The sequence below is a fragment of the Streptomyces sp. NPDC091281 genome, assembly GCF_044757425.1.
Classification (GTDB): domain Bacteria; phylum Actinomycetota; class Actinomycetes; order Streptomycetales; family Streptomycetaceae; genus Streptomyces.
In genome coordinates, this window is sequence record NZ_JBIVUY010000002.1 from 632,206 (window position 1) to 653,375 (window position 21,170).

22 protein-coding genes are annotated in these 21,170 nt (G+C 72.4%); 11 read left to right on the forward strand and 11 right to left on the reverse strand.

Annotation, left to right across the window (positions count from 1 at the left end; genetic code table 11):
* Positions 1-55 precede the first annotated feature (55 nt).
* Genes ACIQPQ_RS07320 through ACIQPQ_RS07330 form a run of 3 tightly spaced genes read left to right on the forward strand, consistent with a single transcriptional unit; the run spans position 56 to position 3,430 of the window.
* A complete protein-coding gene (locus ACIQPQ_RS07320; RefSeq protein ID WP_401300810.1) occupies positions 56-1,045 on the forward strand; it encodes a carbohydrate ABC transporter permease in 990 nt (329 codons plus the stop codon).
* Positions 1,042-1,926 carry a carbohydrate ABC transporter permease gene (locus ACIQPQ_RS07325; RefSeq protein WP_383776635.1) on the forward strand — a complete coding sequence of 295 codons (885 nt, stop codon included), beginning with the start codon at positions 1,042-1,044 and terminating at the stop codon, positions 1,924-1,926. Before ACIQPQ_RS07320 ends, ACIQPQ_RS07325 begins: the two co-directional genes overlap by 4 nt.
* Before the next feature lie 7 nt (positions 1,927-1,933).
* Positions 1,934-3,430, forward strand: a complete 1,497-nt coding sequence (locus tag ACIQPQ_RS07330; protein WP_401300813.1) for a glycoside hydrolase family 3 protein — start codon at positions 1,934-1,936, stop codon at positions 3,428-3,430.
* Positions 3,431-3,534: 104 nt separating this feature from the next.
* Here ACIQPQ_RS07330 and nagB read toward each other — a convergent pair whose 3' ends face one another.
* Complete coding sequence (nagB, locus tag ACIQPQ_RS07335) at positions 3,535-4,320, reverse strand: glucosamine-6-phosphate deaminase (RefSeq protein WP_401300816.1); 786 nt, start codon at positions 4,318-4,320, stop codon at positions 3,535-3,537.
* A 601-nt stretch (positions 4,321-4,921) separates the two neighbouring features.
* On the opposite strand from nagB, the gene ACIQPQ_RS07340 reads away from it, so the two are divergent.
* Positions 4,922-6,397, forward strand: a complete 1,476-nt coding sequence (locus ACIQPQ_RS07340) for a sensor histidine kinase (protein ID WP_401300819.1) — start codon at positions 4,922-4,924, stop codon at positions 6,395-6,397.
* Positions 6,398-6,620: 223 nt separating this feature from the next.
* On the opposite strand, the gene ACIQPQ_RS07345 is transcribed toward ACIQPQ_RS07340, so the two are convergent.
* Positions 6,621-6,878: a WhiB family transcriptional regulator gene (locus ACIQPQ_RS07345; RefSeq protein ID WP_003992873.1), complete on the reverse strand. Its 258-nt coding sequence runs from the start codon at positions 6,876-6,878 to the stop codon at positions 6,621-6,623.
* Positions 6,879-7,198: 320 nt separating this feature from the next.
* Positions 7,199-8,167: a diacylglycerol/lipid kinase family protein gene (locus ACIQPQ_RS07350; protein ID WP_383776648.1), complete on the reverse strand. Its 969-nt coding sequence runs from the start codon at positions 8,165-8,167 to the stop codon at positions 7,199-7,201.
* 167 nt (positions 8,168-8,334) lie between these two features.
* On the opposite strand from ACIQPQ_RS07350, the gene ACIQPQ_RS07355 reads away from it, so the two are divergent.
* On the forward strand, positions 8,335-8,805 hold the full coding sequence (locus ACIQPQ_RS07355) for a hypothetical protein (protein WP_401300822.1): 471 nt from the start codon (positions 8,335-8,337) through the stop codon (positions 8,803-8,805).
* A gap of 104 nt (positions 8,806-8,909) precedes the next feature.
* On the opposite strand, the gene ACIQPQ_RS07360 is transcribed toward ACIQPQ_RS07355, so the two are convergent.
* The 3 genes from ACIQPQ_RS07360 to ACIQPQ_RS07370 all read right to left on the reverse strand — a co-directional run bounded on the left by ACIQPQ_RS07360 (position 8,910) and on the right by ACIQPQ_RS07370 (position 11,145).
* Entirely contained in the window at positions 8,910-10,145 is a 1,236-nt protein-coding gene (locus tag ACIQPQ_RS07360; RefSeq protein ID WP_401300824.1) for a SigB/SigF/SigG family RNA polymerase sigma factor, read from the reverse strand.
* Positions 10,142-10,555 (reverse strand): anti-sigma factor, encoded by a 414-nt coding sequence (locus ACIQPQ_RS07365; RefSeq protein WP_006136266.1) that lies wholly within the window; start codon positions 10,553-10,555, stop codon positions 10,142-10,144. Before ACIQPQ_RS07365 ends, ACIQPQ_RS07360 begins: the two co-directional genes overlap by 4 nt.
* 329 nt (positions 10,556-10,884) lie before the next feature.
* On the reverse strand, positions 10,885-11,145 hold the full coding sequence (locus ACIQPQ_RS07370; RefSeq protein ID WP_383776658.1) for a UBP-type zinc finger domain-containing protein: 261 nt from the start codon (positions 11,143-11,145) through the stop codon (positions 10,885-10,887).
* A 94-nt stretch (positions 11,146-11,239) separates the two neighbouring features.
* Between ACIQPQ_RS07370 and ACIQPQ_RS07375 the strand changes: the two genes are divergently transcribed.
* Positions 11,240-12,841 (forward strand): Na+/H+ antiporter, encoded by a 1,602-nt coding sequence (locus ACIQPQ_RS07375; protein ID WP_401300828.1) that lies wholly within the window; start codon positions 11,240-11,242, stop codon positions 12,839-12,841.
* Between the two features lie 131 nt (positions 12,842-12,972).
* Here ACIQPQ_RS07375 and ACIQPQ_RS07380 read toward each other — a convergent pair whose 3' ends face one another.
* On the reverse strand, positions 12,973-13,938 hold the full coding sequence (locus ACIQPQ_RS07380) for a 1-aminocyclopropane-1-carboxylate deaminase/D-cysteine desulfhydrase (RefSeq protein ID WP_401300831.1): 966 nt from the start codon (positions 13,936-13,938) through the stop codon (positions 12,973-12,975).
* Between the two features lie 157 nt (positions 13,939-14,095).
* On the opposite strand from ACIQPQ_RS07380, the gene ACIQPQ_RS07385 reads away from it, so the two are divergent.
* A complete protein-coding gene (locus ACIQPQ_RS07385) occupies positions 14,096-15,502 on the forward strand; it encodes a family 2B encapsulin nanocompartment shell protein (RefSeq protein WP_401300834.1) in 1,407 nt (468 codons plus the stop codon).
* Between the two features lie 127 nt (positions 15,503-15,629).
* Complete coding sequence (locus ACIQPQ_RS07390) at positions 15,630-16,790, forward strand: family 2 encapsulin nanocompartment cargo protein polyprenyl transferase (RefSeq protein WP_401300837.1); 1,161 nt, start codon at positions 15,630-15,632, stop codon at positions 16,788-16,790.
* 181 nt (positions 16,791-16,971) lie between these two features.
* On the opposite strand, the gene ACIQPQ_RS07395 is transcribed toward ACIQPQ_RS07390, so the two are convergent.
* Positions 16,972-17,562, reverse strand: coding sequence for a TetR/AcrR family transcriptional regulator (locus ACIQPQ_RS07395; RefSeq protein WP_401300840.1), 591 nt, complete (start codon positions 17,560-17,562; stop codon positions 16,972-16,974).
* A gap of 123 nt (positions 17,563-17,685) precedes the next feature.
* Here ACIQPQ_RS07395 and ACIQPQ_RS07400 point away from each other — a divergent pair, with 123 nt between their 5' ends.
* Both ACIQPQ_RS07400 and ACIQPQ_RS07405 read left to right on the forward strand, forming a co-directional pair.
* Positions 17,686-18,270: a dihydrofolate reductase family protein gene (locus ACIQPQ_RS07400; RefSeq protein ID WP_401300843.1), complete on the forward strand. Its 585-nt coding sequence runs from the start codon at positions 17,686-17,688 to the stop codon at positions 18,268-18,270.
* 18 nt (positions 18,271-18,288) lie between these two features.
* Positions 18,289-18,501, forward strand: coding sequence for a hypothetical protein (locus ACIQPQ_RS07405; protein WP_401300846.1), 213 nt, complete (start codon positions 18,289-18,291; stop codon positions 18,499-18,501).
* A gap of 63 nt (positions 18,502-18,564) precedes the next feature.
* Here ACIQPQ_RS07405 and ACIQPQ_RS07410 read toward each other — a convergent pair whose 3' ends face one another.
* Together ACIQPQ_RS07410 and sodN are read right to left on the reverse strand one after the other, a co-directional pair.
* Positions 18,565-19,329 carry a VOC family protein gene (locus tag ACIQPQ_RS07410; RefSeq protein WP_401300849.1) on the reverse strand — a complete coding sequence of 255 codons (765 nt, stop codon included), beginning with the start codon at positions 19,327-19,329 and terminating at the stop codon, positions 18,565-18,567.
* A 228-nt stretch (positions 19,330-19,557) separates the two neighbouring features.
* Complete coding sequence (gene sodN, locus ACIQPQ_RS07415; RefSeq protein ID WP_383776685.1) at positions 19,558-19,953, reverse strand: superoxide dismutase, Ni; 396 nt, start codon at positions 19,951-19,953, stop codon at positions 19,558-19,560.
* Positions 19,954-20,099: 146 nt separating this feature from the next.
* Between sodN and sodX the strand changes: the two genes are divergently transcribed.
* Positions 20,100-20,534, forward strand: coding sequence for a nickel-type superoxide dismutase maturation protease (sodX, locus tag ACIQPQ_RS07420; RefSeq protein WP_401300853.1), 435 nt, complete (start codon positions 20,100-20,102; stop codon positions 20,532-20,534).
* Here the strand turns inward: sodX and ACIQPQ_RS07425 are convergent.
* Positions 20,438-21,067 (reverse strand): CGNR zinc finger domain-containing protein, encoded by a 630-nt coding sequence (locus tag ACIQPQ_RS07425; protein ID WP_401300856.1) that lies wholly within the window; start codon positions 21,065-21,067, stop codon positions 20,438-20,440. The two genes, sodX and ACIQPQ_RS07425, sit on opposite strands and share 97 nt — an antisense overlap.
* Positions 21,068-21,170 lie beyond the last annotated feature (103 nt).

Genomic DNA, 21,170 nt, shown 5'->3' on the forward strand with positions numbered 1-21,170 from the left:
GCGGCGGAGCCCCGCTGCGTCCGTCCGACCTCAAGGGACCGCTGAGGAGCGCGCGATGAGTGCCGCAGACACGACCACCCCCGCCAAGGTGCCGCCGCCGCGGCCGGCACCGCCCCCGGCCGCGCCGCGTCCACCGAGCGCCCGCAAACGGACCGCCGGCGCCGCGGGCACCCCCTGGCTGCTGCTCGCGCCCTGTCTGCTCGTCCTGGCGCTGGTCATGGGCTACCCCATGTACCGCCTGGTCACGCTCTCCTTCCAGAAGTTCGGCCAGTCCCAGCTGTGGGGCTTCCAGCCCGCCGAGTCGGTCGGCTTCGACAACTTCACCAACGTGCTCGGCGACAGCGAGTTCTGGGCCGTCGTCCTGCGCACCGTGATCTTCGCCGCCGGGTGCGTCGTCTTCACGATGGTCATCGGCATGCTGATCGCGCTGCTCCTCCAGCGCGTCTCCGGCTGGGTCAAGACCCTCGTCAACATCGCCCTGGTGGCCAGCTGGGGCATGCCGATCATCGTCGCCACCACCGTCTTCAAGTGGCTCTTCGACGCCGACTACGGCATCCTCAACGCCGTCCTCAGCAAGCTCCCCGGCGTCGACCTCATCGGTCACAACTGGTTCGCCAGCGGCCCGCAGGGCCTCGCCGTGATCATGCTCCTGGTGGTCTGGGGCGCCGTCCCCTTCGTGGTGATCACCCTCAGCGCCGGTCTCACCCAGGTCCCCAAGGAGATGGAGGAGGCCGCCCGCCTCGACGGCGCGGGCGCCTGGGGCGTCTTCCGGTACGTCACCCTGCCCATCCTCAAGCCGATCATCGTGATGCTCACGACCCTGTCGGTCATCTGGGACATGGGTGTCTTCCCGCAGGTCTTCGTGATGCGCAACGGCCACCCCGAGGCCGAGTTCCAGATCCTGACGACCTACTCCTACGACCGCGCCTTCGTCGTCAACGACTACGCGCAGGGCTCGGCGATCGCCCTGATCACCGTCGTCCTGCTGCTCGGTGTGGTCGCCGTCTACATGCGCCAGATGCTGAAGATCGGAGAGGTCGAATGAGCACGCTGACGACCCCCGCGCCGCCCGCGAAGACCGACGGCCGCCCGGCCGCCGCGTCCCGCCCGCGCAAGTCCAAGCTGGGCTGGAACCTCCTCGGCCTCCTCGTCTTCGTCGTCGCCGGGTTCCCCGTCTACTGGATGCTGAACACCGCGTTCAAGCCCGCCAAGGACGCCATCGACCCCGACCCGAGCCTGCTGCCGACGGCGATCACCTTCGACAACTTCGGCCGCGCGATGGACATCGCCGACTTCTGGGGCCCCGTCGGCCGCAGCCTCCTCGTCTCCCTCGCGGTCGTCGTCATCGGCATGGCCGTCGGCATGCTCGCCGCCCTCGCCATCTCCCGGTTCGCCTTCCGCGGCCGCAAGATCGTCATCGTCGGCATCCTCGCCGTCCAGATGGTCCCCCTGGTCGCCATGATCATCCCGGTCTTCCTGCTCCTGAACGACCTCGGCCAGTACGACCGCCTCACCGGCCTGATCATCACCTACCTGACCTTCGTGCTCCCGTTCACGGTGTGGACCCTGCGCGGCTTCATCGTCAACATCCCGAAGGAGCTGGAGGAGGCCGCCATGGTCGACGGCTGCTCCCGCACCGGCGCCTTCGTCCGCGTCGTCTTCCCGCTGCTCGCCCCGGGCATGGTCGCCACCTCGGTCTACGCCTTCATCCAGGCCTGGAACGAGTACCTCTACGCCCTGATGCTGCTCAGCCAGAAGAACCAGACCGCGACCGTCTGGCTCGGCAACTTCACCACCAAGCACGGCACCGAGTACGCCCCGATGATGGCCGGCGCCACCCTGATGGCCGTCCCGATCGTCGTCCTGTTCCTCCTCGTCCAGCGCAAGATGGCCGCGGGTCTCACCGCCGGCGCGGTGAAGGGATAACGCCCCGATGACCACACTCGCCGGCGGTCCCACGGACACGCTGACCCGCGACGCCCTGACCGTCCTCCAGCCCGGTTTCCCCGGCACCACCGCCCCCGACTGGCTGCTGCGCCGCCTCGGCGAGGGCCTCGCCTCGGTCGGCCTGTTCGGCCGCAACATCGCCACCCCCGAACAACTGGCCGCGCTCACCGCCCAGTTGCGCGCCGAGCGCGGTGACGTCCTGGTCGCGATCGACGAGGAGGGCGGCGACGTCACCCGCCTGGAGGTGCGCACCGGCTCCAGCTTCCCCGGCAACCACGCCCTCGGCGCCGTCGACGACACCGACCTCACCCGCGAGGTCGCCGCCGAACTCGGCCGCCGCCTCGCCGCCTGCGGCGTCGACTTCAACTGGGCGCCCTCCGCGGACGTCAACTCCAACCCGGACAACCCCGTCATCGGGGTCCGCTCCTTCGGCGCCGACCCCGACCTGGTCGCCCGGCACACCGCCGCCTACGTCACGGGCCTGCAGTCGGCCGGCGTCGCCGCCTGCACCAAGCACTTCCCGGGCCACGGCGACACCGCCGTCGACTCCCACCTCGCCCTGCCCCGCATCGACGCCGACCCCGAGGTGCTCGCCGCCCGCGAACTGGCGCCGTTCCGCGCGGCGATCGCGGCCGGCACCCGCGCCGTGATGAGCGCCCACATCCTGGTCCCCGCCCTGGACCCGGCCCACCCGGCGACCCTCTCCGGCCGCATCCTCACCGACCTGCTACGCGGCGAACTCGGCTACGACGGCCTGATCGTCACCGACGGCATGGAGATGCAGGCCATCTCCGGTACGTACGGCATCGAGCGCGGCAGCGTCCTCGCGCTCGCGGCGGGCGCCGACGCCATCTGCGTGGGCGGCGGCCTCGCCGACGACGACACCGTACGGCGGCTGCGCGACGCCCTCGTCACCGCGGTCCGCGAGGGCGACCTGCCCGAGGAGCGGCTCGCCGACGCGGCCCGCCGGGTGCGCGAGCTGGCCCGCTGGACGGCCTCGGCCGCCCCCGCCGCGGGCACCGGCACGGTCCGCGCCGACATCGGCCTCACCGCCGCCCGCCGCGCCCTGCGCGTGACCGGCCCGGACGGCTACGTCCCGCTCACCGAGGCACCGTACGTCGCCGCGCTCGCCCCCGTCGCCAACATCGCGGTCGGCGACGAGACGCCCTGGGGGGTCGCCGCCGAGCTGGGCGCGCTGCTGCCCGGCACCGAGACCGGCACCTTCGCCGGGGCGGACGCGGGGCACGCGGCGCTGATCGCGGCGGGGGAGCGGCGGATCGTCGCCGTCGTCCGCGACGAGCACCGCCACCCCTGGATGACGGGCGCCCTGGACACCCTGCTCGCCGCCCGCCCCGACACCGTTGTCGTCGAGATGGGCGTCCCGCAGGCCCCGCCGCGCGGCGCGCTGCACATCGCCACGTTCGGTGCCGCCCGCGTCTGCGGACGGGCCGCCGCGGAGGTGCTCACCCGCCTTCCGGGCTGACCACCTACACGAGTAACGCGCACCCGCGGACAGCGAGAAGGCGCCGGGCCCCGATCGGAGCCCGGCGCCTTCGCCGTACCGTGCCGCCCGCTGCCGGCGGGAGCCTATATGCCCTGCCAGTCCGGCTTGGCGGCATAGGTGTGGCGGAAGTAGTCCGCGAGCTTCAGCTTGGACGCGGCGGCCTCGTCGACCACGACCGTGGCGTGCGGGTGGAGCTGGAGCGCCGAGGCGGGGCAGACGGCCGCCACCGGCCCCTCGACGGTCGCCGCGACCGCGTCCGCCTTGCCCTCCCCGGTGGCGAGCAGCACCAGGTGCCGCGCCTCCAGGATGGTGCCGATGCCCTGGGTGATGACGTGGTGCGGGACCTGCGCGATGTCCCCGTCGAAGAACCGGGCGTTGTCCACGCGGGTCTGCTCGGTGAGCGTCTTGATCCGGGTGCGGGAGGCGAGCGAGGAGCAGGGCTCGTTGAACCCGATGTGCCCGTCGGTGCCGATGCCCAGCAGCTGGAGGTCGACGCCCCCGGCTTCGGTGAGCGCCCGGTCGTACGCCTCGCAGGCCGCCTGCACGTCGGCGGCGGTGCCGTCCGGGCCGAGGAAGGCGTCCATGCCGACGCCCAGCGGCTCCAGCACCTCGCGGCGCAGCACCGAGCGGTAGGACTCGGGGTGCTCGGCGGGCAGTCCGACGTACTCGTCGAGCTGGGCGATGCGGGCCCGGGAGGTGTCCACGGCGCCCGCGCGGACCTTGGCGGTCAGCGCCTGGTAGACGGGCAGCGGGGTCGAACCGGTGGCCACGCCCAGCAGGGCGTCGGGCTTGCGCCGCAGGAGCTGTGCCAGGGCCTCGGCGATCAGCTCGCCGCCCGACCCGGCGTCCGCAACGATGACAACTTCCACGCTGGCCTGCCGTTCTGGTGAGGGAGTCGAAGAGGGGGAGAGGGGCGGGAGGAGGGGGGCCCGGTGGGCCCGCCCGAGCTATGTGGTTTAGACCAATCCAATCTAACAGAACCGGGTATCCCCGCCCAGGTGCCGACGGATCGTGGACGGCCGCCCGATCGGGGAAATTGCCCCGCCCATCGGGGTCCGCACAGGAACCCGCACCGGCTAGGCTGCGTTGTGCGGGGTGGAGCGTCGAAGAGTCACACGAACGAACAGGCTCCGACGCATGGACACCCCAGAGTGGTCTAGTCCACAATGATGTGGAGCGCGCACCACCGGCCCGCGGACACGCGGACCACGCAGGGAACAGACCGCGGACGCGACCGACCGGCACGCGACCGCCACACATCTCCGTCTTCCCCGCACAGGAAGGCGGACCGAGGACCCGAGGCTCTCTGCCCTGACTGCCCCGGTCCTCACCCTCGGCCGACGGGACCGCACACCCCGCGGCCGATATTGCTCCGGGCTGCGGTGCCGGGAGGGCTGAGGGTCCCTCTCAGGCGCCGCGGCCCGCGGGTGTCTCTCCGGCCCCCCACCAGCCACGGGTACGCTCGCAGACGTGCCCTCCATGAACGAACTCGTCCGCCAGCACACCGCCCTCGGTGACTCCGACCTCGAGTGGCTCCATCTGCTGGTGTCGGAGTGGCAGCTGCTCTCCGACCTCTCCTTCGCCGACCTGGTCCTGTGGGTCCCCACCCGCGACGGCACCCGCTACGTCTCCGTCGCCCAGATGCGGCCCAACACCGGCCCCACCTCCTACCAGGACGACATGGTCGGCCACCTGGTCCCGCGCGGCCGCCGCCCCCTGCTGGACGCCGCCCTGGACGAGGGCCGCATCGTCCGCGAGGGCGACCCGGAGTGGCGCGAGGAGGTGCCCGTCCGGGTCGAGTCGATCCCGGTCCGCCGCGAGGGCCGCGTCCTCGGCGTCATCGCCCGCAACACCAACCTGCTCACCGTGCGCACCCCGAGCCGCCTGGAGCTGACCTACCTCCAGAGCGCGTCCGACCTCGCGCAGATGATCGCGGCCGGCTCCTTCCCCTTCCCCGACCAGCAGATGGACATGGACGCCGCCCCGCGCGTCGGCGACGGCCTGGTTCGCCTCGACGCCGACGGCATCGTCCAGTACGCCTCGCCCAACGCGCTCTCCGCCTACCACCGGCTCGGCCTCGCCTCCGACCTGGTCGGCCAGCACCTCGGCCATACCACCGCCGAACTCGCCCCGACCCGGGGCCCGGTGGACGAGGCGCTCGCCAAGGTGGCCAGCGGCTGGGCACCCCGCGAGTTCGAGATCGAGGCCCGCGACGGCGTGATCCAGTTCCGCGCCATCCCGCTCAAACCCAATGGCACCCGCATCGGTTCGCTGGTCCTGCTCCGCGACGTCACGGAACTGCGCCGCCGCGAACGCGAGTTGATCACCAAGGACGCCACCATCCGGGAGATCCACCACCGGGTGAAGAACAACCTCCAGACCGTGGCCGCCCTGTTGCGTCTCCAGGCCCGCCGTATCGAGTCCGAGCGCGGCCGGGAGGCGCTGGAGGAGGCGGTCCGCCGGGTCGGCTCGATCGCCATCGTCCACGAGACGCTGTCCCAGAACCTGGACGAGCGCGTGGAGTTCGACGAGATCGCCGACCGGGTGCTGGCGATGGTCGCGGAGATCTCGCCCGGCAAGGTCACCGGCCGCCGCTCCGGCCGCTTCGGCATCCTCGACGCCGAGGTGGCCACCCCGCTGTCCATGGTGCTCACCGAGATCCTCCAGAACGCCCTGGAGCACGGCTTCCGCGAGGGCGAGACCGGCACCGTCGAGGTGTCGGCCGTACGCGGCGGCACCACCAAGGAGACCCGTCTCCTCGTCACCGTCCAGGACGACGGCGTCGGCCTCCCCGAGGGCTTCGACCCGCACACCTCGGGCAACCTCGGCCTCCAGATCGTACGGACGCTGGTGGAGGGCGAGTTGGGGGGATCGTTCGACATGGTGCGGGCGCCGGAGCGGGGCACGCGGGTCATCCTGGACCTGCCGGTCCGCGCCCAGAAGTAGCCCCGGAGGAGCGTCGGACCGGGGAGAGCGTCGCACCGGGGCGGGCGCACGGCGGGGCGGGCGGACAGCACGAAGCCCCGGACCGTTCAGGGGTCCGGGGCTCGGATGCTCGTTGCCAGCTGTTGCTGCGCATCGGGGGTACTGCGCGCTGCGGCTCGGGGGCGGGAGATGCGTACACGCTGTACGCGCCGCCAAGCTCAGGCTGTGTGCGGGGCGGGTGTTGTCAGGCGGAGGCCTGACGGGCCCGGTTGCGGGCGGCGCGGCGCTTCATGGCGCGGCGCTCGTCCTCGCTGAGACCACCCCAGACGCCGGAGTCCTGACCGGACTCGAGCGCCCACTGCAGACACTGCTCGATCACCGGGCAGCGGCGGCAGACGGCCTTGGCTTCCTCGATCTGCAGCAGCGCAGGACCGGTGTTGCCGATGGGGAAGAAGAGCTCGGGGTCTTCCTCGCGGCAAACGGCGTTGTGACGCCAGTCCATGGCTGCTACCTCTCCTTGGTATTACGTGCAGGTTGCTTGTGAATGTGAACGCTTTCACGAATCCCTCAACAAGTGAAGGGCCACCAGCCGGGTTCGCCGACGTGGTCCTTGTGGAGTGAAGAGGGGTTCTGGTGATCAGTGGAGGCCGGTGTTGCGGGCCGTCCCGATCGCCACGTAGAGACTCGCAAACCTCAGCGGCGGATACAACCCCTTCCGGAAAGTTTTTTTTGATTCCTCGGTGTCGACTAGGTCACAGCCGTACTTCCATGGGGTGGACCCTGGTCTAAACGTTCGAGTGAAAGGACTTTCGCCTCTTCTGCTCACACAATCACACGCAGTGCATGGCGTACGCCTGTGAACGTCACGCTGGTTCGCAGCCCCAGGTGGTCACCGTCCATCTGGAGGGGCAGGGGCGCCTTCGAATGCAAGGTGAAGCCGTCTTGGTCGTGCAGGGAGACCGCATGCTTCCCATGGGGGCCCCGCTCGGGGGACGAAGTGAGCAACTGCGTCCCATACCGGACAACCGCGGCGGTGGACAGGCGGCTGAGAGCGAATACGTCGAGCCCCGTATCGAACGAGGCCTTAGGCGACGCGTACACCGGGCGATTGCCCAGATAGGTCCACGGAGCCGTGTTGCACACGATGGACAGCACCAAATCGGTCACCGGGTCGGCGCCCGGCCGCTCCAGGGTGATCGAACCGTGCCGGCGCTGCGGCTCGCCGAGGAGCTGGCGCACGGCCTGGCGGATGTAGAGGGCGTGTGTGGATCTGCTGCCGCGTTCGCGGTGCTGTTCGACCCGGCCGACCACTCCGGCGTCGAAGCCGAGTCCGGCGTTGAAGGTGAACCAGCGGGACGGGACCGCCTCGTCCTCGGTGCCCGGGGTGCCGGAGGTGAGCCCGAGGCCCACGGTGCGCTCCCGGCCCTCGCGCAGCGCGTCGAGCAGGGCGCCGGTCGCCTCGACGGGGTCGTTGGGCAGACCGAGGGCGCGGGCGAAGACGTTGGTGGAGCCGCCGGGCACCACGGCGAGGCCGGGCAGCCGCTCGGGGTCGGGGCCGTCGTGCAGCAGTCCGTTGACGACCTCGTTGATCGTGCCGTCGCCGCCGAGAGCGACGACGAGGTCTATCTCGCCGCCGCGCGCCGCCTGCCGGCCGAGGTCGCGGGCGTGGCCCCGGTACTCGGTGGTCACCGCCTCCAGCTTCATCTCGCTGGCGAGCGCGTGGATGAGGACGTCACGCGTCCGTGCACTCGTAGTGGTTGCTGCCGGGTTGACCACGAGAAGTGCACGCATGGAGGGCAGCGTACCTACTGGGTGGTACCTGGGCCCAGGCCGAGCCGGGCCGGGGGCGGGGGTGCGGGCGTGAGGCGTGCCACGGAACGGGGCGGGCGCGCCCGGCGGCGCCGCGTGGTCGTGGGCCGCCTCGGGGGCGGTCCGGCCCGGAGGGCTACCCTGCTGGGGTGAGCAGCGAGCAGACCCCCGGTACCGCCGACGCCCCCGCGAGCACGGGCCCGCGCCCGCGCCGTCTGACGTACGCGGCGGCGCTCGTCGCGCTGGAGGGGCTGGCGCTGCTCGTCGGCGGGGTGTGGATTCTCGTCCTCGGCTTCACCGGCGATCCCGACGACCGGCAGCAGGCCGTGACCGGCGGGGTGACGCTCGCGGTGCTCGCGCTGCTGCCGCTGCTCGCGGCGCGGGGGCTGCTGGGGCTCCGCGGCTGGAGCCGCGGCCCGGCGGTGATCACCCAGCTGGTGGCGCTGCCCGTCGCCTACAACCTGCTCCAGGTCGACAGCGCCGCGATCCCGGCGGGCATCGCGCTCGCGGTGGTCGCCGTCGCCGCGCTGGTTCTGCTCGTCAACGGCGAGACGACCCGCGCCCTCGGTATCCGCGGCCCCGGCCGGTCGGCCGACCCCGAGGCGACCGAGCAGTCCTGAGCCACGGCGGGGCGGGGTGGCCGCGAGACGTCCGCGCCGCCACGGTCGTCTGCCTGGGCGCCATGTCTCCCGTCGTCGGGACCGGGACGTCCGGGCCGGGCGGCTCACTCCTCGACGAGGAGCTTCTCCCGGAGCTGGGCCAGGGTGCGGGCCAGCAGCCGCGAGACGTGCATCTGCGAGATGCCGACCTCCTGCGCGATCTGCGACTGGGTCATGTTGCCGAAGAACCGCAGCAGCAGGATGCGCTTCTCGCGCGGCGGCAGGTCCTCCAGCAGCGGCTTGAGGGATTCGCGGTACTCGACGCCCTCCAGCGCCTCGTCCTCCGCGCCGAGGGTGTCGGCGACCGCGGGGGACTCGTCGTCGGTGTCGGGCACGTCCAGCGAGAGCGTGGAGTAGGCGTTGGCGGACTCCAGGCCCTCCAGCACCTCCTCCTCCGAGATCGCCAGCTTCTCCGCCAGCTCGTGCACGGTGGGGGAGCGACCGTGCAGCTGGGACAGCTCGGCGGTGGCCGTGGTGAGCGACAGCCGCAGCTCCTGGAGTCTGCGCGGCACCCGGACCGCCCAGCCCTTGTCGCGGAAGTGCCGCTTGATCTCGCCGACGACGGTCGGGGTCGCGTACGTGGAGAACTCCACCCCGCGGTCCGGGTCGAACCGGTCGACGGACTTGATCAGCCCGATGGTGGCGACCTGGGTGAGGTCGTCCAGCGGCTCGCCGCGGTTGCGGAACCGGCGGGCGAGGTGCTCGACGAGCGGCAGGTGCATCCGCACCAGTCTGTTGCGCAGTTCCGCGTACTCCGGGCTGCCGTCGGTCAGGCCGCGCAGCTCGACGAAGAGCGCGCGTGCGCCGCTGCGGTCCTGCGCGCCGGGCCGCTCCAGGGGCACGGTGTGGTGCGGGTGACCCGGCTGCGCGGCGCGGTCGGGCTGCTCGACGCGGTCCGGGTGTCCGGAGTGTCCGGCGGGCTCCTGGGCCACGCCGTGTTCCTGGGGCTCGTGCCGGGTGCCCGGCACGCTCTGCTGGTCGTCTCGCTGGTGCTCGCTCATCGTCCCGCCCGTCGCCCTCTGTCGAGCTCTTGTCTCAGCCCGGCCGGGGGTACCCCCGTTCCGCCTCGCGCGAGGCGGGTCCTGCACGGCGTGCTCCGGGAGGCCGGTCGGCGCGGCGGCCGGGTCGGCCTCCGGGTGCGGCCTGGCCTGCTCGGGAATGCCGTCGATGCCGTCCGCCAGGTGTCGGGAACCGTCCGGAGCGACCGGGGTGACCGCAGAGACCGGAATCTCGGCGTCGTCGCCCGGCAGCTCCCGTGTGCCGCGCTCTTCGTCCCGCACCGGCCCGTCCCCGTTCCTCACGCCGGCCCGGGTCCCGCGCCGCGTTGTTTGTAGAGGCTGATCGAAACGGTTCTGTCCTCGTCCACGGCGGAGGAGACCTTGCCCGCGAGCGCGGACAGCACGGTCCAGGCGAAGGTGTCCCGCGAAGGGGCGTGGCCGTCGGTGGTCGGCGCCGAGACGGTCACCTCCAGCGAGTCGTCGACCAGACGGAAGACGCAACTCAGCACCGAGCCCGGCACGGCCTGCTGGAGCAGGATCGCGCAGGCCTCGTCCACCGCGATGCGCAGGTCCTCGATCTCGTCCAGGGTGAAGTCCAACCGGGCCGCGAGGCCGGCCGTGGCCGTGCGCAGCACCGACAGGTAGGCACCCGCAGCCGGCAGCCGGACTTCCACGAAGTCCTGGGTCGCGGGCTCGCCTGCGATCTGGGACACCCTCACCTCCAAGGTGGTACAAGCTTCTCGGGGCCGAGGGTCGCCCCCCGGGGTAACGCGTGTGTGGTGCAGCGGTGACGCTACCGCGCTCTCATCCGTCCTGTCCCCGGGACCCCGACCCCCCGACGTCACTCACAGTAAAGCTGCGAACACGCTCCGTGTCTAGGGGTCTGCGGGCCCAAAAGGGAAGAGGCCGCGCCGGGTTGACGTACCCCGGCGTCAGATGCCCGAACCGTACCCGCTGGACGGTCCGCCCGTCAGACGGGACCCCCGGCCGGGGAAGGGCCCCGGGGCCGGGCGCGGGCGTCCGCTCGGGCGGGTGTCCGCGGTCAGACGAGGACGTGGTCGACGAAGCACCACCGCCAGCTCTCGCCCGGCTCGAAGGTGCGCATCACGGGATGCCCCGACTGCTTGTGGTGCTCCGTGGCGTGCCGGCCGGGCGAGGAGTCGCAGCAGCCGACATGGCCGCATGTCAGGCACATCCGCAGCTGCACCGGGTGGGTACCGTCCCGCAGGCACTCCGGACACGTCTCGTCGAGCGGGACGGGATCGGGGTGCGGCAGCGCGTCGGCGTGCGTGCACTGTTTCATGATTGCCAGATTACGACGGGCGTGCGGGCGACCGCGCGGAAAAACGAGGGTGGGCCGGACATGGGACCGGGCCGGACGTGAGGGCGGGCGAGACATGGACGTGATGCCACTGCTGTTGCTGGTGGCGGGCAGCGCGGCGATCGCGGCGGGGGCGCGGCGCGGCCCGGTGCCCGCCCCGCTGCTGCTGGTCGCCGTGGGACTGGCCGTCGCGTACGTGCCGGGCGTGCCGGACTACACCCTGGACCCGGAGATCGTGCTGCCGCTGCTGCTGCCCCCGCTGCTGTACACCTCGGCGTCCGACAGCTCCTACCTCGACCTGCGCGCGCAGCTCAGACCGGTGGCGCTGCTGTCCGTCGGCTACGTGCTCTTCGCGACGCTCGCCGTCGGCTGGGTCGCGTACCTGCTGGTGCCGGGCCTGCCGCTCACCGCGGCGCTGGTGCTGGGCGCGGTCGTGGCGCCCCCGGACGCCGTCGCGGCGACGGCCGTCGCGCGCAAGGTGGGCCTGCCGTCGCGGATCACCACCATCCTCCAGGGCGAGTCCCTGCTCAACGACGCCACCGCGATCACCGCCTACAAGGTGGCCCTCGCGGTCGTCGTCGGCGAGGGCGCGTCCTGGGCGGGCGGCATCGAGGAGTTCCTGATCGCGTCCGTCGGCGGCACGGCCGTCGGCCTGATCCTCATGGCCCCGCTGCACTGGCTGCGCACCCACCTCAGGGAACCCCTCCTCCAGAACACGCTGTCGCTGCTCATCCCGTTCGTCGCCTACGCCGCGGCCGAGCAGTTCCACGCCTCCGGGGTGATCGCCGTGGTCGTCGTCGCCCTCTACCTCGGGCATCGCGCGTGGGAGGTCGACTTCGCCACCCGGCTCCAGGAGGAGGCGGTCTGGAAGATGGTCGCGTTCGTCCTGGAGTCGGCGGTCTTCGCCCTGATCGGCCTCCAGCTCCCGGTCGTCCTGCGCGGCCTCGGGGACGACTACGACACCGGGGACGCCGCCTGGTACGCCGTGCTCCTCTTCCTCGTGGTCGTCGCGGTCCGCTTCCTGTGGGTCTATCCGGCGACCTTCCTGCCCCGGCTGCTGTCGGCCCGCATCCGCGCGCGCGAGGACAACCCGACCTGGCGGGGGCCGATCACCATCGCGTGGGCCGGGATGCGCGGGGTGGTCTCGCTCGCCATCGCCTTCTCCATCCCGCTCACCGTCGACCACGGCGACGAACCGTTCCCGCACCGCAACCTGATCCTCTTCCTGACCTTCACCACCGTCATCGGCACCCTGGTCGTGCAGGGGCTGACCCTGCCCCCGCTGATCCGCCTGCTGAAGTTCCCCGAGAGCGATCCGCAGGCCGCCACCCTCGCCGAGGCCAACGCGCAGGCGCAGGCCTCCCAGGTCGCCGAGCGGCGCCTGGACGACCTCCTCGCCGACGAGCGCAACGCCCTCCCGCCGCCCCTGGCCGACCGGCTGCGCGCCGTCATGGAGCGCCGCCGCAACGCCGTCTGGGAACGCCTCGGCCAGGTCAACCCGGTCACCGGCGAGAGCGTCGACGACACGTACCGCAGACTGTCGCGCGAGATGATCGGCGCCGAGCGGGAGGTCTTCGTCCGCCTGCGCGACGGCCGCTACATCGACGACGAGATGCTGCGCACGCTGCTGCGCCGACTCGACCTGGAGGAAGCGGCGGCGTACCGGGAGGCGGGGTAGCGCGGAAGCCGCGGGCTGTCGGGGAGCCGGGCCGCTTGCCGTGCGCGCGCCGCGTGCCTCGCGCACGCGCGCGTGGGCCACGCGCGAGAGCGCCCGTCACCGTGGTCACGCCGGGGTGCGCGTCACCGTGCTCACGCCGGGGGCGCTCCGCCGGGCGGAAGCGCCTCGTCCGCCGGGAAGGGCGCCCCCGTCACCACCGCCGCAAGCCGGGTGCCGCGCGGGAACGCCCCCTCGCGCGCGAGGGCGACAAGGGCGTACAGCGACTTGGCGACATAGAGACGTTCGACGGGCAGTCCGTGCCGCTCCCCGAAGTCCGCCGCGAAGGCGTCCAGCTCGGCAGGGACCCGCGCGTAGCCGCCGAAGTGGAACCGCTCGTCCAGCGTCCAGTCACCCTGTGGCCCGCCGAAAGCCGCCGTCTGGAGCGCCCGCACCTCGTCGCCGAGGAAGGTGCCGCGCAGAACCGGAATGCCCAGCGCGCGCTGTCCGGGCCCCAGTCCGGCCGCCAGGCCCGCGAGGGTCCCGCCGGTTCCCACGGCCACGGCGACGACATCCGCCAGCCCGCGCAGCTCCTCGCCCAGGGCCCGGCAGCCACGTACGGCCGCCTCGTTGCTGCCGCCCTCGGGGACGACGTACGCCCCCTCGGCGCCCGCCGCGCGCAGCAGGGCGGCCAGGGTCTCCGGCTCGGACTTGCGCCGGTACGTCGCGCGGTCCACGAAGCGCAGCCGCATGCCGTCGGCCGCGCAGCGCGCCAACGACGGGTTCAGCGGCCGGTCCGCCAGCTCGTCGCCGCGCACCACGCCGACCGTCGCCAGCCCGAACAGGCGCCCGGCCGCGGCCGTCGCCCGCAGGTGGTTGGAGTAGGCGCCCCCGAACGTCACCACCGTCCGCCCGCCCGCCGCCGCCAGGTTCGGCGCGAGCTTGCGCCACTTGTTGCCGATCAGCTCCGGGTGGATCAGGTCGTCCCGCTTCAGCAGCAGCCGGACACCGCGCCGCGCGAACCGCTCGTCGGCCACCTCCCGCAGCGGCGAGGGCAGCCGGGGGCGCAGCGGGGCGGAGTCGAACGCGGCGGGCCTGGTCACCGGGTCATTGTCGAACATCGTTCGGTGTGAAGAGCGAGCCTTCCCACCCGGACGATGATCCATTCCCCCTCTTTCGGGTAATGGCAAGAGCACACTGAGTGATGGAAAGCTTTCTCGCGAGAGCAGTGCACCGGCGCAGAACGGCGCCCGTGCATCACTGGGAGGGCAATCTTTTATGTCGGTAGGCGAAGAGGTCCGCACGGAGCAGGGCAAGCAGCAGCAGAGCCTTGGCACCGCGGCCGCGCGGAACCTGGCCACCACCACCAAGTCCGTACCGCAGATGCAGGAGATCAGCTCCCGCTGGCTGCTGCGGAACCTGCCGTGGGTCGACGTGCAGGGCGGTACGTACCGGGTGAACCGTCGGCTGACCTACGCGGTCGGCGACGGCCGTGTCACGTTCATCAAGACCGGGGACCGCGTCGAGGTCATCCCCGCCGAACTGGGCGAACTCCCCGCACTGCGGTCGTACGAGGACGACGAGGTCCTGTTCGAACTGGCCTCCCGCTGCCGTCAGCAGGAGTACGGGCCGGGCGACGTCATCGCCTCCTTCGGCAGCCAGGCCGACACGGTCCACCTGCTGGCGCACGGCCGGGTCGAGAAGGTCGGCACCGGCCCCTACGGCGACGACCAGGTCCTCGGCGTCCTCGCCGACGGCGCCTACTTCGGCGAGCAGGCCCTGCTCGACGGGGACGCCATCTGGGAGTACACCGCCCGCGCCGCGACCGCCTGCACCGTCCTGGTCCTGTCCCGCCAGGACTTCGAGCAGGTCGCGGAGCGCTCCGACTCGCTGCGCGCGCACCTCCAGGGACTGCGCGCCATCCCGGAGCAGCAGACCAACCGGTACGGCGAGAAGGCCGTCGACCTCGCGGCCGGCCACGCGGGCGAGGCGGACATCCCGCACACCTTCGTGGACTACGACGCCAGTCCGCGCGAGTACGAGCTGAGCATCGCGCAGACCGTGCTGCGCATCCACTCGCGCGTCGCCGACCTCTACAACCAGCCGATGAACCAGACCGAGCAGCAGCTGCGGCTGACGGTCGAAGCGCTCAAGGAGCGCCAGGAGCACGAGCTGGTCAACAACCGCGAGTTCGGCCTGCTCCACAACTGCGAGTACGACCAGCGCATCCAGCCCCACGACGGCGTGCCCGGCCCGGACGACCTGGACGAGCTGCTCAGCAGGCGGCGGGGCACCAAGATGCTGCTCGCCCACCCGCGCGCCATCTCGGCGATCGGCCGCGAGCTGAACCGGCGCGGACTCGTCCCGGAGACCATCGACGTCGGCGGCAACCGCATCCCCACCTGGCGCGGGGTGCCGATCTACCCGTGCAACAAGATCCCGGTCACCGAGGCCCGGACCAGCTCGATCATCGCGCTGCGCCTCGGCGAGCAGGACCAGGGCGTCATCGGGCTGCGCCAGTCCGGCCTCCCGGACGAGATCGAGCCCAGCCTGTCGGTGCGGTTCATGGGCATCAACGAACAGGCCGTCATCAAGTACCTCGTGACGGCCTACTACTCGGCGGCCGTCCTGGTGCCGGACGCCCTCGGCGTCCTGGAGAACGTCGAGATCGGTCGCTGGCAGTGACCTCACCCGCGCACGCGCCGTGTGCCCGCCCCGCCGGGCGGGTACGCGGAGGGGACCCGCGGCCGGAGGGCGCACCGCCGCCGCCGTACGCGGGCCCCGCGAGGGGGAGTCTCGGGAGGGGAACCGGATGACCGAGTACGTGACGCGGGCGAGGCTGCCCCAGCCCGGGGCGCCCGCCGACGGGCTGGGTCCCGCGGCCGGACCGGTCGCACCCGCCGAACCGTCCGGACCTCCGGAACCTGCCGCCGACGCCGTGTCCTCCGACGGGCAGGAGGCGGCGGCCATCCTGGAAGCCGCCCGGTCCTCGGTCGACCCCGCCCTGCGGACCGCCCTCACGGCGCTGCCCGCCCCGCTGCGCCGCATCTCGCTCTACCACTTCGGCTGGGAGCACGCGGACGGCACCCCGGCCGCGGGCAACGCGGGCAAGGCCATCCGGCCCGCGCTGGTGCTGGCCGCGGCCGAGGCCCTGGGCGGCCCGGCGGCGCGCGCCGCGGCCGTCCCGGCCGCCACCGCGGTCGAACTGGTCCACAACTTCACGCTGCTGCACGACGACGTGATGGACCGGGACACCACCCGCCGCCACCGGCCCACCGCCTGGACGGTGTTCGGCGACGCCGATGCCATCCTCGCCGGGGACGCCCTCCAGGCCCTGGCCCTGGGGCTGCTCGCCCAGGACCCGCACCCGGCGTCGGCCGCCGCCGTCGCCCGGCTCGCCGCCTGCGTGGTGGAGCTGTGCGCCGGTCAGCAGGTGGACACGGCGATGGAGGACCGGGCCCCCACCGAGGTCGCCCTCGACGAGGTGCTCGCCATGGCCGAGGCCAAGACGGGCGCGCTCATCGGCTGCGCCTGCGCCCTCGGCGCGCTGTACGCGGGTGCCGCGGAGGAGGACGTCGAGGCCATGGACGCCTTCGGCCGGGAGGCCGGGCTCGCCTTCCAGCTCATCGACGACGTCATCGGCATATGGGGTGACCCGCGGCGCACCGGCAAACCGGCCGGAGCGGACCTGGTCGCCCGCAAGAAGTCCCTCCCGGTGGTCGCCGCGCTCACCTCGGGCCACCCGGCCGCCGAGGAACTGGCCGCGCTCTACGGCGAGCCCCACCGGCCCGATGAGGACGTGGAACGTCTCACTCTGGCCGTCGAGCGGGCGGGCGGCCGGGAGTGGGTCCTGGAGCAGGCGGCCGACCGGATGGCGCGCGCCATGTCCGAACTTGCCCGCGCGGTCCCGGACCCGGAGGCGGCGGGCGGCCTGCTCTCCCTGGCCGAGTTCGTCACCCGCCGCACCACCTGACGGCGGCCGGACGCCGTCGGCCTCCGGCACTCCCTCCCCGACCCCGGTGATCCCGGTGCCGCCCGGCCCTGACACCCCGCGGCCACCAGGCTCTCCGGTCCGGCGGGCCCCGCGCATCCCCATGGTGCGCGGGGCCCGCCGCATGCGTGTCTCCGCACGCCCGTCTCCGCCTGCCGGTCGGCTAGGCGTCCGGCACCACCACCGCCACGACCCGCTCCACGAGCCCCGCGGGCACCGCCACCCCCGGCAGGATCTCGTCCAGCACCCCCGGCAGGGTCAGGTGCTCCAGGATCAGGCCGAGCATGGCCAGGTACAGCACGACGACGGTCTCGTCACCTCCCGGCAGCCCGGCCTCCCGGTGGAAGCGCATGCCGAACGTCAGCTCACCGCGCACCGACTCCGTGTAGGAGGCGCGCAGCTCCGGCCGTCGGGTGGCCTCCAGCCGCATCTCCAGCAGGGCCAGGTATCCGGTGCGGTCCGCCGTCACCCTCCCCATCAGGTCGTGCATGAGGGCGGCGACCAGTGCCCGGTCGCGCGGTCGGCGCATCAGGCCGGCGAGGGCGTCCGGGTCGGGGGCGAGCCGCGTGTGCAGCCGGACGTCGATCTGGCGCAGCAGGTCGTCGCGCCCGGTGAAGTAGTTGGACGCCGTGCCGACGGGCACCCCCGCCGCGGCGTCCACCGCACGGAAGGTGAGCCCGCGCGCGCCCTCCCGGGCGAGCACCTCCACCCCCGCGTCCACCAGGGACGCCCGCCGCTCCGGATTGCCGGCCATGAAATCCCTCTCCGTCCCCGTCTACGACCCGCTCGCGAAAACAACCTTGCGACCACTACAGCCGAAGTACTACAACTGTAGTCGTTCGCGGTTCGTTCGACACCCTACGGAATGAGGCCCGGCTTGCGAAAGCTCACCTACTTCGTCGCCTGCTCCATCGACGGCTTCATCGGGAACCCGGACGGCGACGCCTCGTCGATGTTCGCCTTCCTGGACGAGGAGTTCCTCGGCTGGCTGGCCAAGGAGTACCCGGAGACCGTGGCCACCCCCGGCCGGGCCGGACTCGGCATCCAGGACGCGGAGCACCGCCACTTCGACACCGTGGTCCAGGGCCTCGGCAGCTACCGGGTCGGCCTCGACGCCGGGGTCACCAGCCCGTACGCCCATCTCCGCCAGTACGTCGCCTCCCGCACCCTCGCCGCCTCGCCCGACCCGGACGTCGAGGTGATCGGGGACGACCTGGTCGCACGGGTCCGCGCGCTCAAGGCCGAGGAGGGCGACCTCGGTGTCTGGCTGTGCGGCGGCGCGCAGATCGCGGGCGAACTCCTCGACGAGATCGACGAGTTGGTCATCAAGACCTATCCCCAGGTCTACGGCGCCGGTCTGCCGATGTTCGGCGCCGGGTTCGCCGTGACGGACTTCGCCCTGGACGCCGTACGCGCCTTCGACAACGGAGTTCTGGTCCGCACCTACGCACGGCGGCGCTGACCGGCCTACCCTGGGGAGATGGACAGGGAAAAGCACGTCTGTCCCACCTGCGGGCAGACCGTGGACACCGTCGTCCGGCGCGAGAAGACGCTGGGCACCTGGGTTCCGCGCTGGGTCGCGGGCCCCTGCCACAACCCCGACTGCGCGGAGTTCGCCGAACCCGGCACGGAGCAGCACGGCCACTCCGCCCACCACGAGGAAGCCGAGGTCTCCGGGAAACCGGTGCCCTGAGTCAGGACGCGCGCGGCACGCCGCACGGCCCGGCACCCGATAGGACGGTCGGGTCGCAAGCGCTCAGGTCGCGAGCGAACCCCGCTCGGCGTCCCGGGCGGTGAGGCAGTACACGCCGCCCGCCGGATCACGCATCACCGTCCAGAACGAGTGCGCCGAGACGACGCGCGCGCCCAGTTCCTCGTGCCGTACGCGCACGGCGTCGAGGTCCGCACCGCAGGCCAGGTCCAGGTGCGCCGAGACGGGCCGCTCCTCGCCCAGACGCTGAATCAGCACCCGGACCGGCAGCCCCACCGGCGGCACCACGGCGTGGAACCCCGGCAGCGCCCCCGGCCGGGACGTCCAGTCGCCCAACAGCCCGCTCCAGAAGCCCACTTCGGCGTCGTACGCGGACGGCGGCACATCCAGGCACACCTGATCCAGCCGACTCCCCCCGTTCACCGGGGGACGCACCCGCTCCCCACCCCAGGGCACCACACAGAACAACTGCCCCGCGGGAGACCGCAGTACAGCCCACCCGTCATGCACCACCACTTTGCGCGCTCCCGACGCCACGGCCCCCGCCACAAACCCGTCGACGTCCTCGACACACAGATCAAGATGCGCCCCACCCTCCCCGTCCGCGACCCCCTGCACCTTCACCCACGCGTCACCCTCATCAGGCACCAGCGTCACGAACTCCCCGTCGTCACCCCGCGCCTCGGACACCCGCGCCCCGGTCACCGCACTCCAGAACGCGCGGGCCCGCGCGTAGCCCTCCACGGGCCGATCGACGAAGGCATAACTCCAGCGGACAGGGCCGGTGGGGGTGGGCGCGGGAGTGGTCATAGGGGGATCGTAGGCGCGGGACCGACCACGCGCCGTCCGTGCCCCCGACACCACCCGAACCGGCCGACCGCGACACCGGCGCGACGCCCACACCGAGACTCCGCCGACCGGACGCCGAAAAGCCCGCACCCGGACCGCCACGACCGCCGTGTTCGGCGGCCTGCGGGCCGGGTGCGGGCCGGTCGACCGGTCGCGTACGGGACGCGGGCCGGAAGGCGCTGACCTGGGTCAGGCCTTCTTGGTCTCCCAGAAGATCGTGTCGATCTCGGCGATGAGTTCGAGGGCCTTCTCGCCGGTCTTCGGGTCCGTGGAGGCCTTGGCGGCCGACAGGGCCTTGAGGGTGTCGTTGACCAGCGTGTGCAGCTGGGGGTACTTCTCGAAGTGCGGGGGCTTGAAGTAGTCGCTCCACAGCACGGACACGTGGTGCTTCGCGAGCTCTGCGCGCTGCTCCTTGATGACGGTGGCGCGCGCCTGGAAGTGCGGGTCGTCGTTGGCGGCCATCTTCTCCTGCACGGCCTTCACCGACTCCGCCTCGATGCGGGCCTGGGCCGGGTCGTACACACCGCAGGGCAGGTCGCAGTGAGCGCTGACCTTGACCTTGGGGGCAAACAGGCGGGAAAGCATGGAGCGTTCCTTCCTCGTGATCGTCTTCTCAGGTGGGACATTACTCCCTGCAAGGCGTGTTTTCGCGGGTGCCCCCTAGGGCTTAGGACAAAAGTCGGGGGTCACACTGGGACTGGTGGCGGAACGGACCAGGGGAGGTGCCGGCGATGCCGGAGCCGTCGGAGGAGAGCGGGCGCGGGCGGTCCACCGCGCCGTTCGGGCTGGCCGAGGTGACCGGCCCGTCCATGGTGCCGACGCTGCGCCACGGGGACCGGCTGGTGGTGCGGTACGGGGCGCGGGTGCGGCCCGGGGACGTGGTGGTGCTGCGGCACCCCTTCCAGCAGGACCTGCTCGTCGTCAAACGCGCGGTGGAGCGCCGCGAGGGCGGCTGGTGGGTGCTCGGCGACAACGCGTACGCCGGGGGTGACAGCACCGACTACGGCACCGTCCCCGACGACCTCGTCCTCGGTGCCGTCCGCTTCCGCTGGCGGCCCCCCGCCCCCGATCAGCGCTCGCCGTGGGCCGCGCTGCGCTGGGTGCTGTCGGCGGCCAGGCCGGTGCTCGCCGACCGGTCGGCCTCCAGGCGTTTGCGGGCCCGGTAGGCGGCCACGTTGGCGCGGGTGGCGCACCGGTCGGAGCAGTAGCGGCGGGAGCGGTTGGTGGAGGTGTCCAGGTAGGCGTTGCGGCACGGGCTCGCCTCGCACAGGCCGAGGCGGTCCACGCCGTACTCGGTGAGGTGGAACGCGAGGCCCATCGCGGCGATGGCGGCGTACCCCGCGGTCGCGTTCGACGGGTGGTCGGCCAGGTGCATGTGCCACAGCGGGCGGCCGTCGTCGTCGCGGTAGTCGTGGCCGGAGATCTGCGGGCTGACCGGGAACTCCAGCAGCAGCGAGTTCAGCAGGTCCACCGAGAGGGTCTCGTCGCGCCGGTCGGCCGCCTCGAAGACCGCGCGCAGCCGCCCCCGCACCGACCGCAGCCGGGTCACGTCCGAGTCCGTGGCCCGGCGGGCCGCCGACTGGTTCCCCCCGAACAGGTCCCGGACGGCCTCGACGGTGGTCAGCGTGTCCTTGCCCCGGGCCGGTTCCTCGGTGTTGACGAGGCGGACGGCATAGTCCGAGTAATAGGCCAGTTCCACTTGTAGTCCTTACGGGAGGGCTCTATGGTCGGGGGTGCGGCCGGTAACGGCTGATCGTGCTTCAAGGGTATTACGGGCAGGGTGCGTGCGACGCGCGCGCGAC

Excerpts from the sequence above, each read along its gene's own strand:
- ACIQPQ_RS07320 (WP_401300810.1), top strand. The coding sequence starts at position 56 with ATGAGTGCCGCAGACACGACCACCCCCGCCAAGGTGCCGCCGCCGCGG.
- ACIQPQ_RS07325 (WP_383776635.1), top strand. The coding sequence starts at position 1,042 with ATGAGCACGCTGACGACCCCCGCGCCGCCCGCGAAGACCGACGGCCGC.
- ACIQPQ_RS07330 (WP_401300813.1), top strand. The coding sequence starts at position 1,934 with ATGACCACACTCGCCGGCGGTCCCACGGACACGCTGACCCGCGACGCC.
- ACIQPQ_RS07345 (WP_003992873.1), bottom strand. The coding sequence starts at position 6,878 with ATGGACTGGCGTCACAACGCCGTTTGCCGCGAGGAAGACCCCGAGCTC.
- ACIQPQ_RS07350 (WP_383776648.1), bottom strand. The coding sequence starts at position 8,167 with ATGCGTGCACTTCTCGTGGTCAACCCGGCAGCAACCACTACGAGTGCA.
- ACIQPQ_RS07370 (WP_383776658.1), bottom strand. The coding sequence starts at position 11,145 with ATGAAACAGTGCACGCACGCCGACGCGCTGCCGCACCCCGATCCCGTC.
- ACIQPQ_RS07375 (WP_401300828.1), top strand. The coding sequence starts at position 11,240 with ATGGACGTGATGCCACTGCTGTTGCTGGTGGCGGGCAGCGCGGCGATC.
- ACIQPQ_RS07380 (WP_401300831.1), bottom strand. The coding sequence starts at position 13,938 with ATGTTCGACAATGACCCGGTGACCAGGCCCGCCGCGTTCGACTCCGCC.
- ACIQPQ_RS07385 (WP_401300834.1), top strand. The coding sequence starts at position 14,096 with ATGTCGGTAGGCGAAGAGGTCCGCACGGAGCAGGGCAAGCAGCAGCAG.
- ACIQPQ_RS07390 (WP_401300837.1), top strand. The coding sequence starts at position 15,630 with ATGACCGAGTACGTGACGCGGGCGAGGCTGCCCCAGCCCGGGGCGCCC.
- ACIQPQ_RS07395 (WP_401300840.1), bottom strand. The coding sequence starts at position 17,562 with ATGGCCGGCAATCCGGAGCGGCGGGCGTCCCTGGTGGACGCGGGGGTG.
- ACIQPQ_RS07405 (WP_401300846.1), top strand. The coding sequence starts at position 18,289 with ATGGACAGGGAAAAGCACGTCTGTCCCACCTGCGGGCAGACCGTGGAC.
- ACIQPQ_RS07410 (WP_401300849.1), bottom strand. The coding sequence starts at position 19,329 with ATGACCACTCCCGCGCCCACCCCCACCGGCCCTGTCCGCTGGAGTTAT.
- sodN (WP_383776685.1), bottom strand. The coding sequence starts at position 19,953 with ATGCTTTCCCGCCTGTTTGCCCCCAAGGTCAAGGTCAGCGCTCACTGC.
- sodX (WP_401300853.1), top strand. The coding sequence starts at position 20,100 with ATGCCGGAGCCGTCGGAGGAGAGCGGGCGCGGGCGGTCCACCGCGCCG.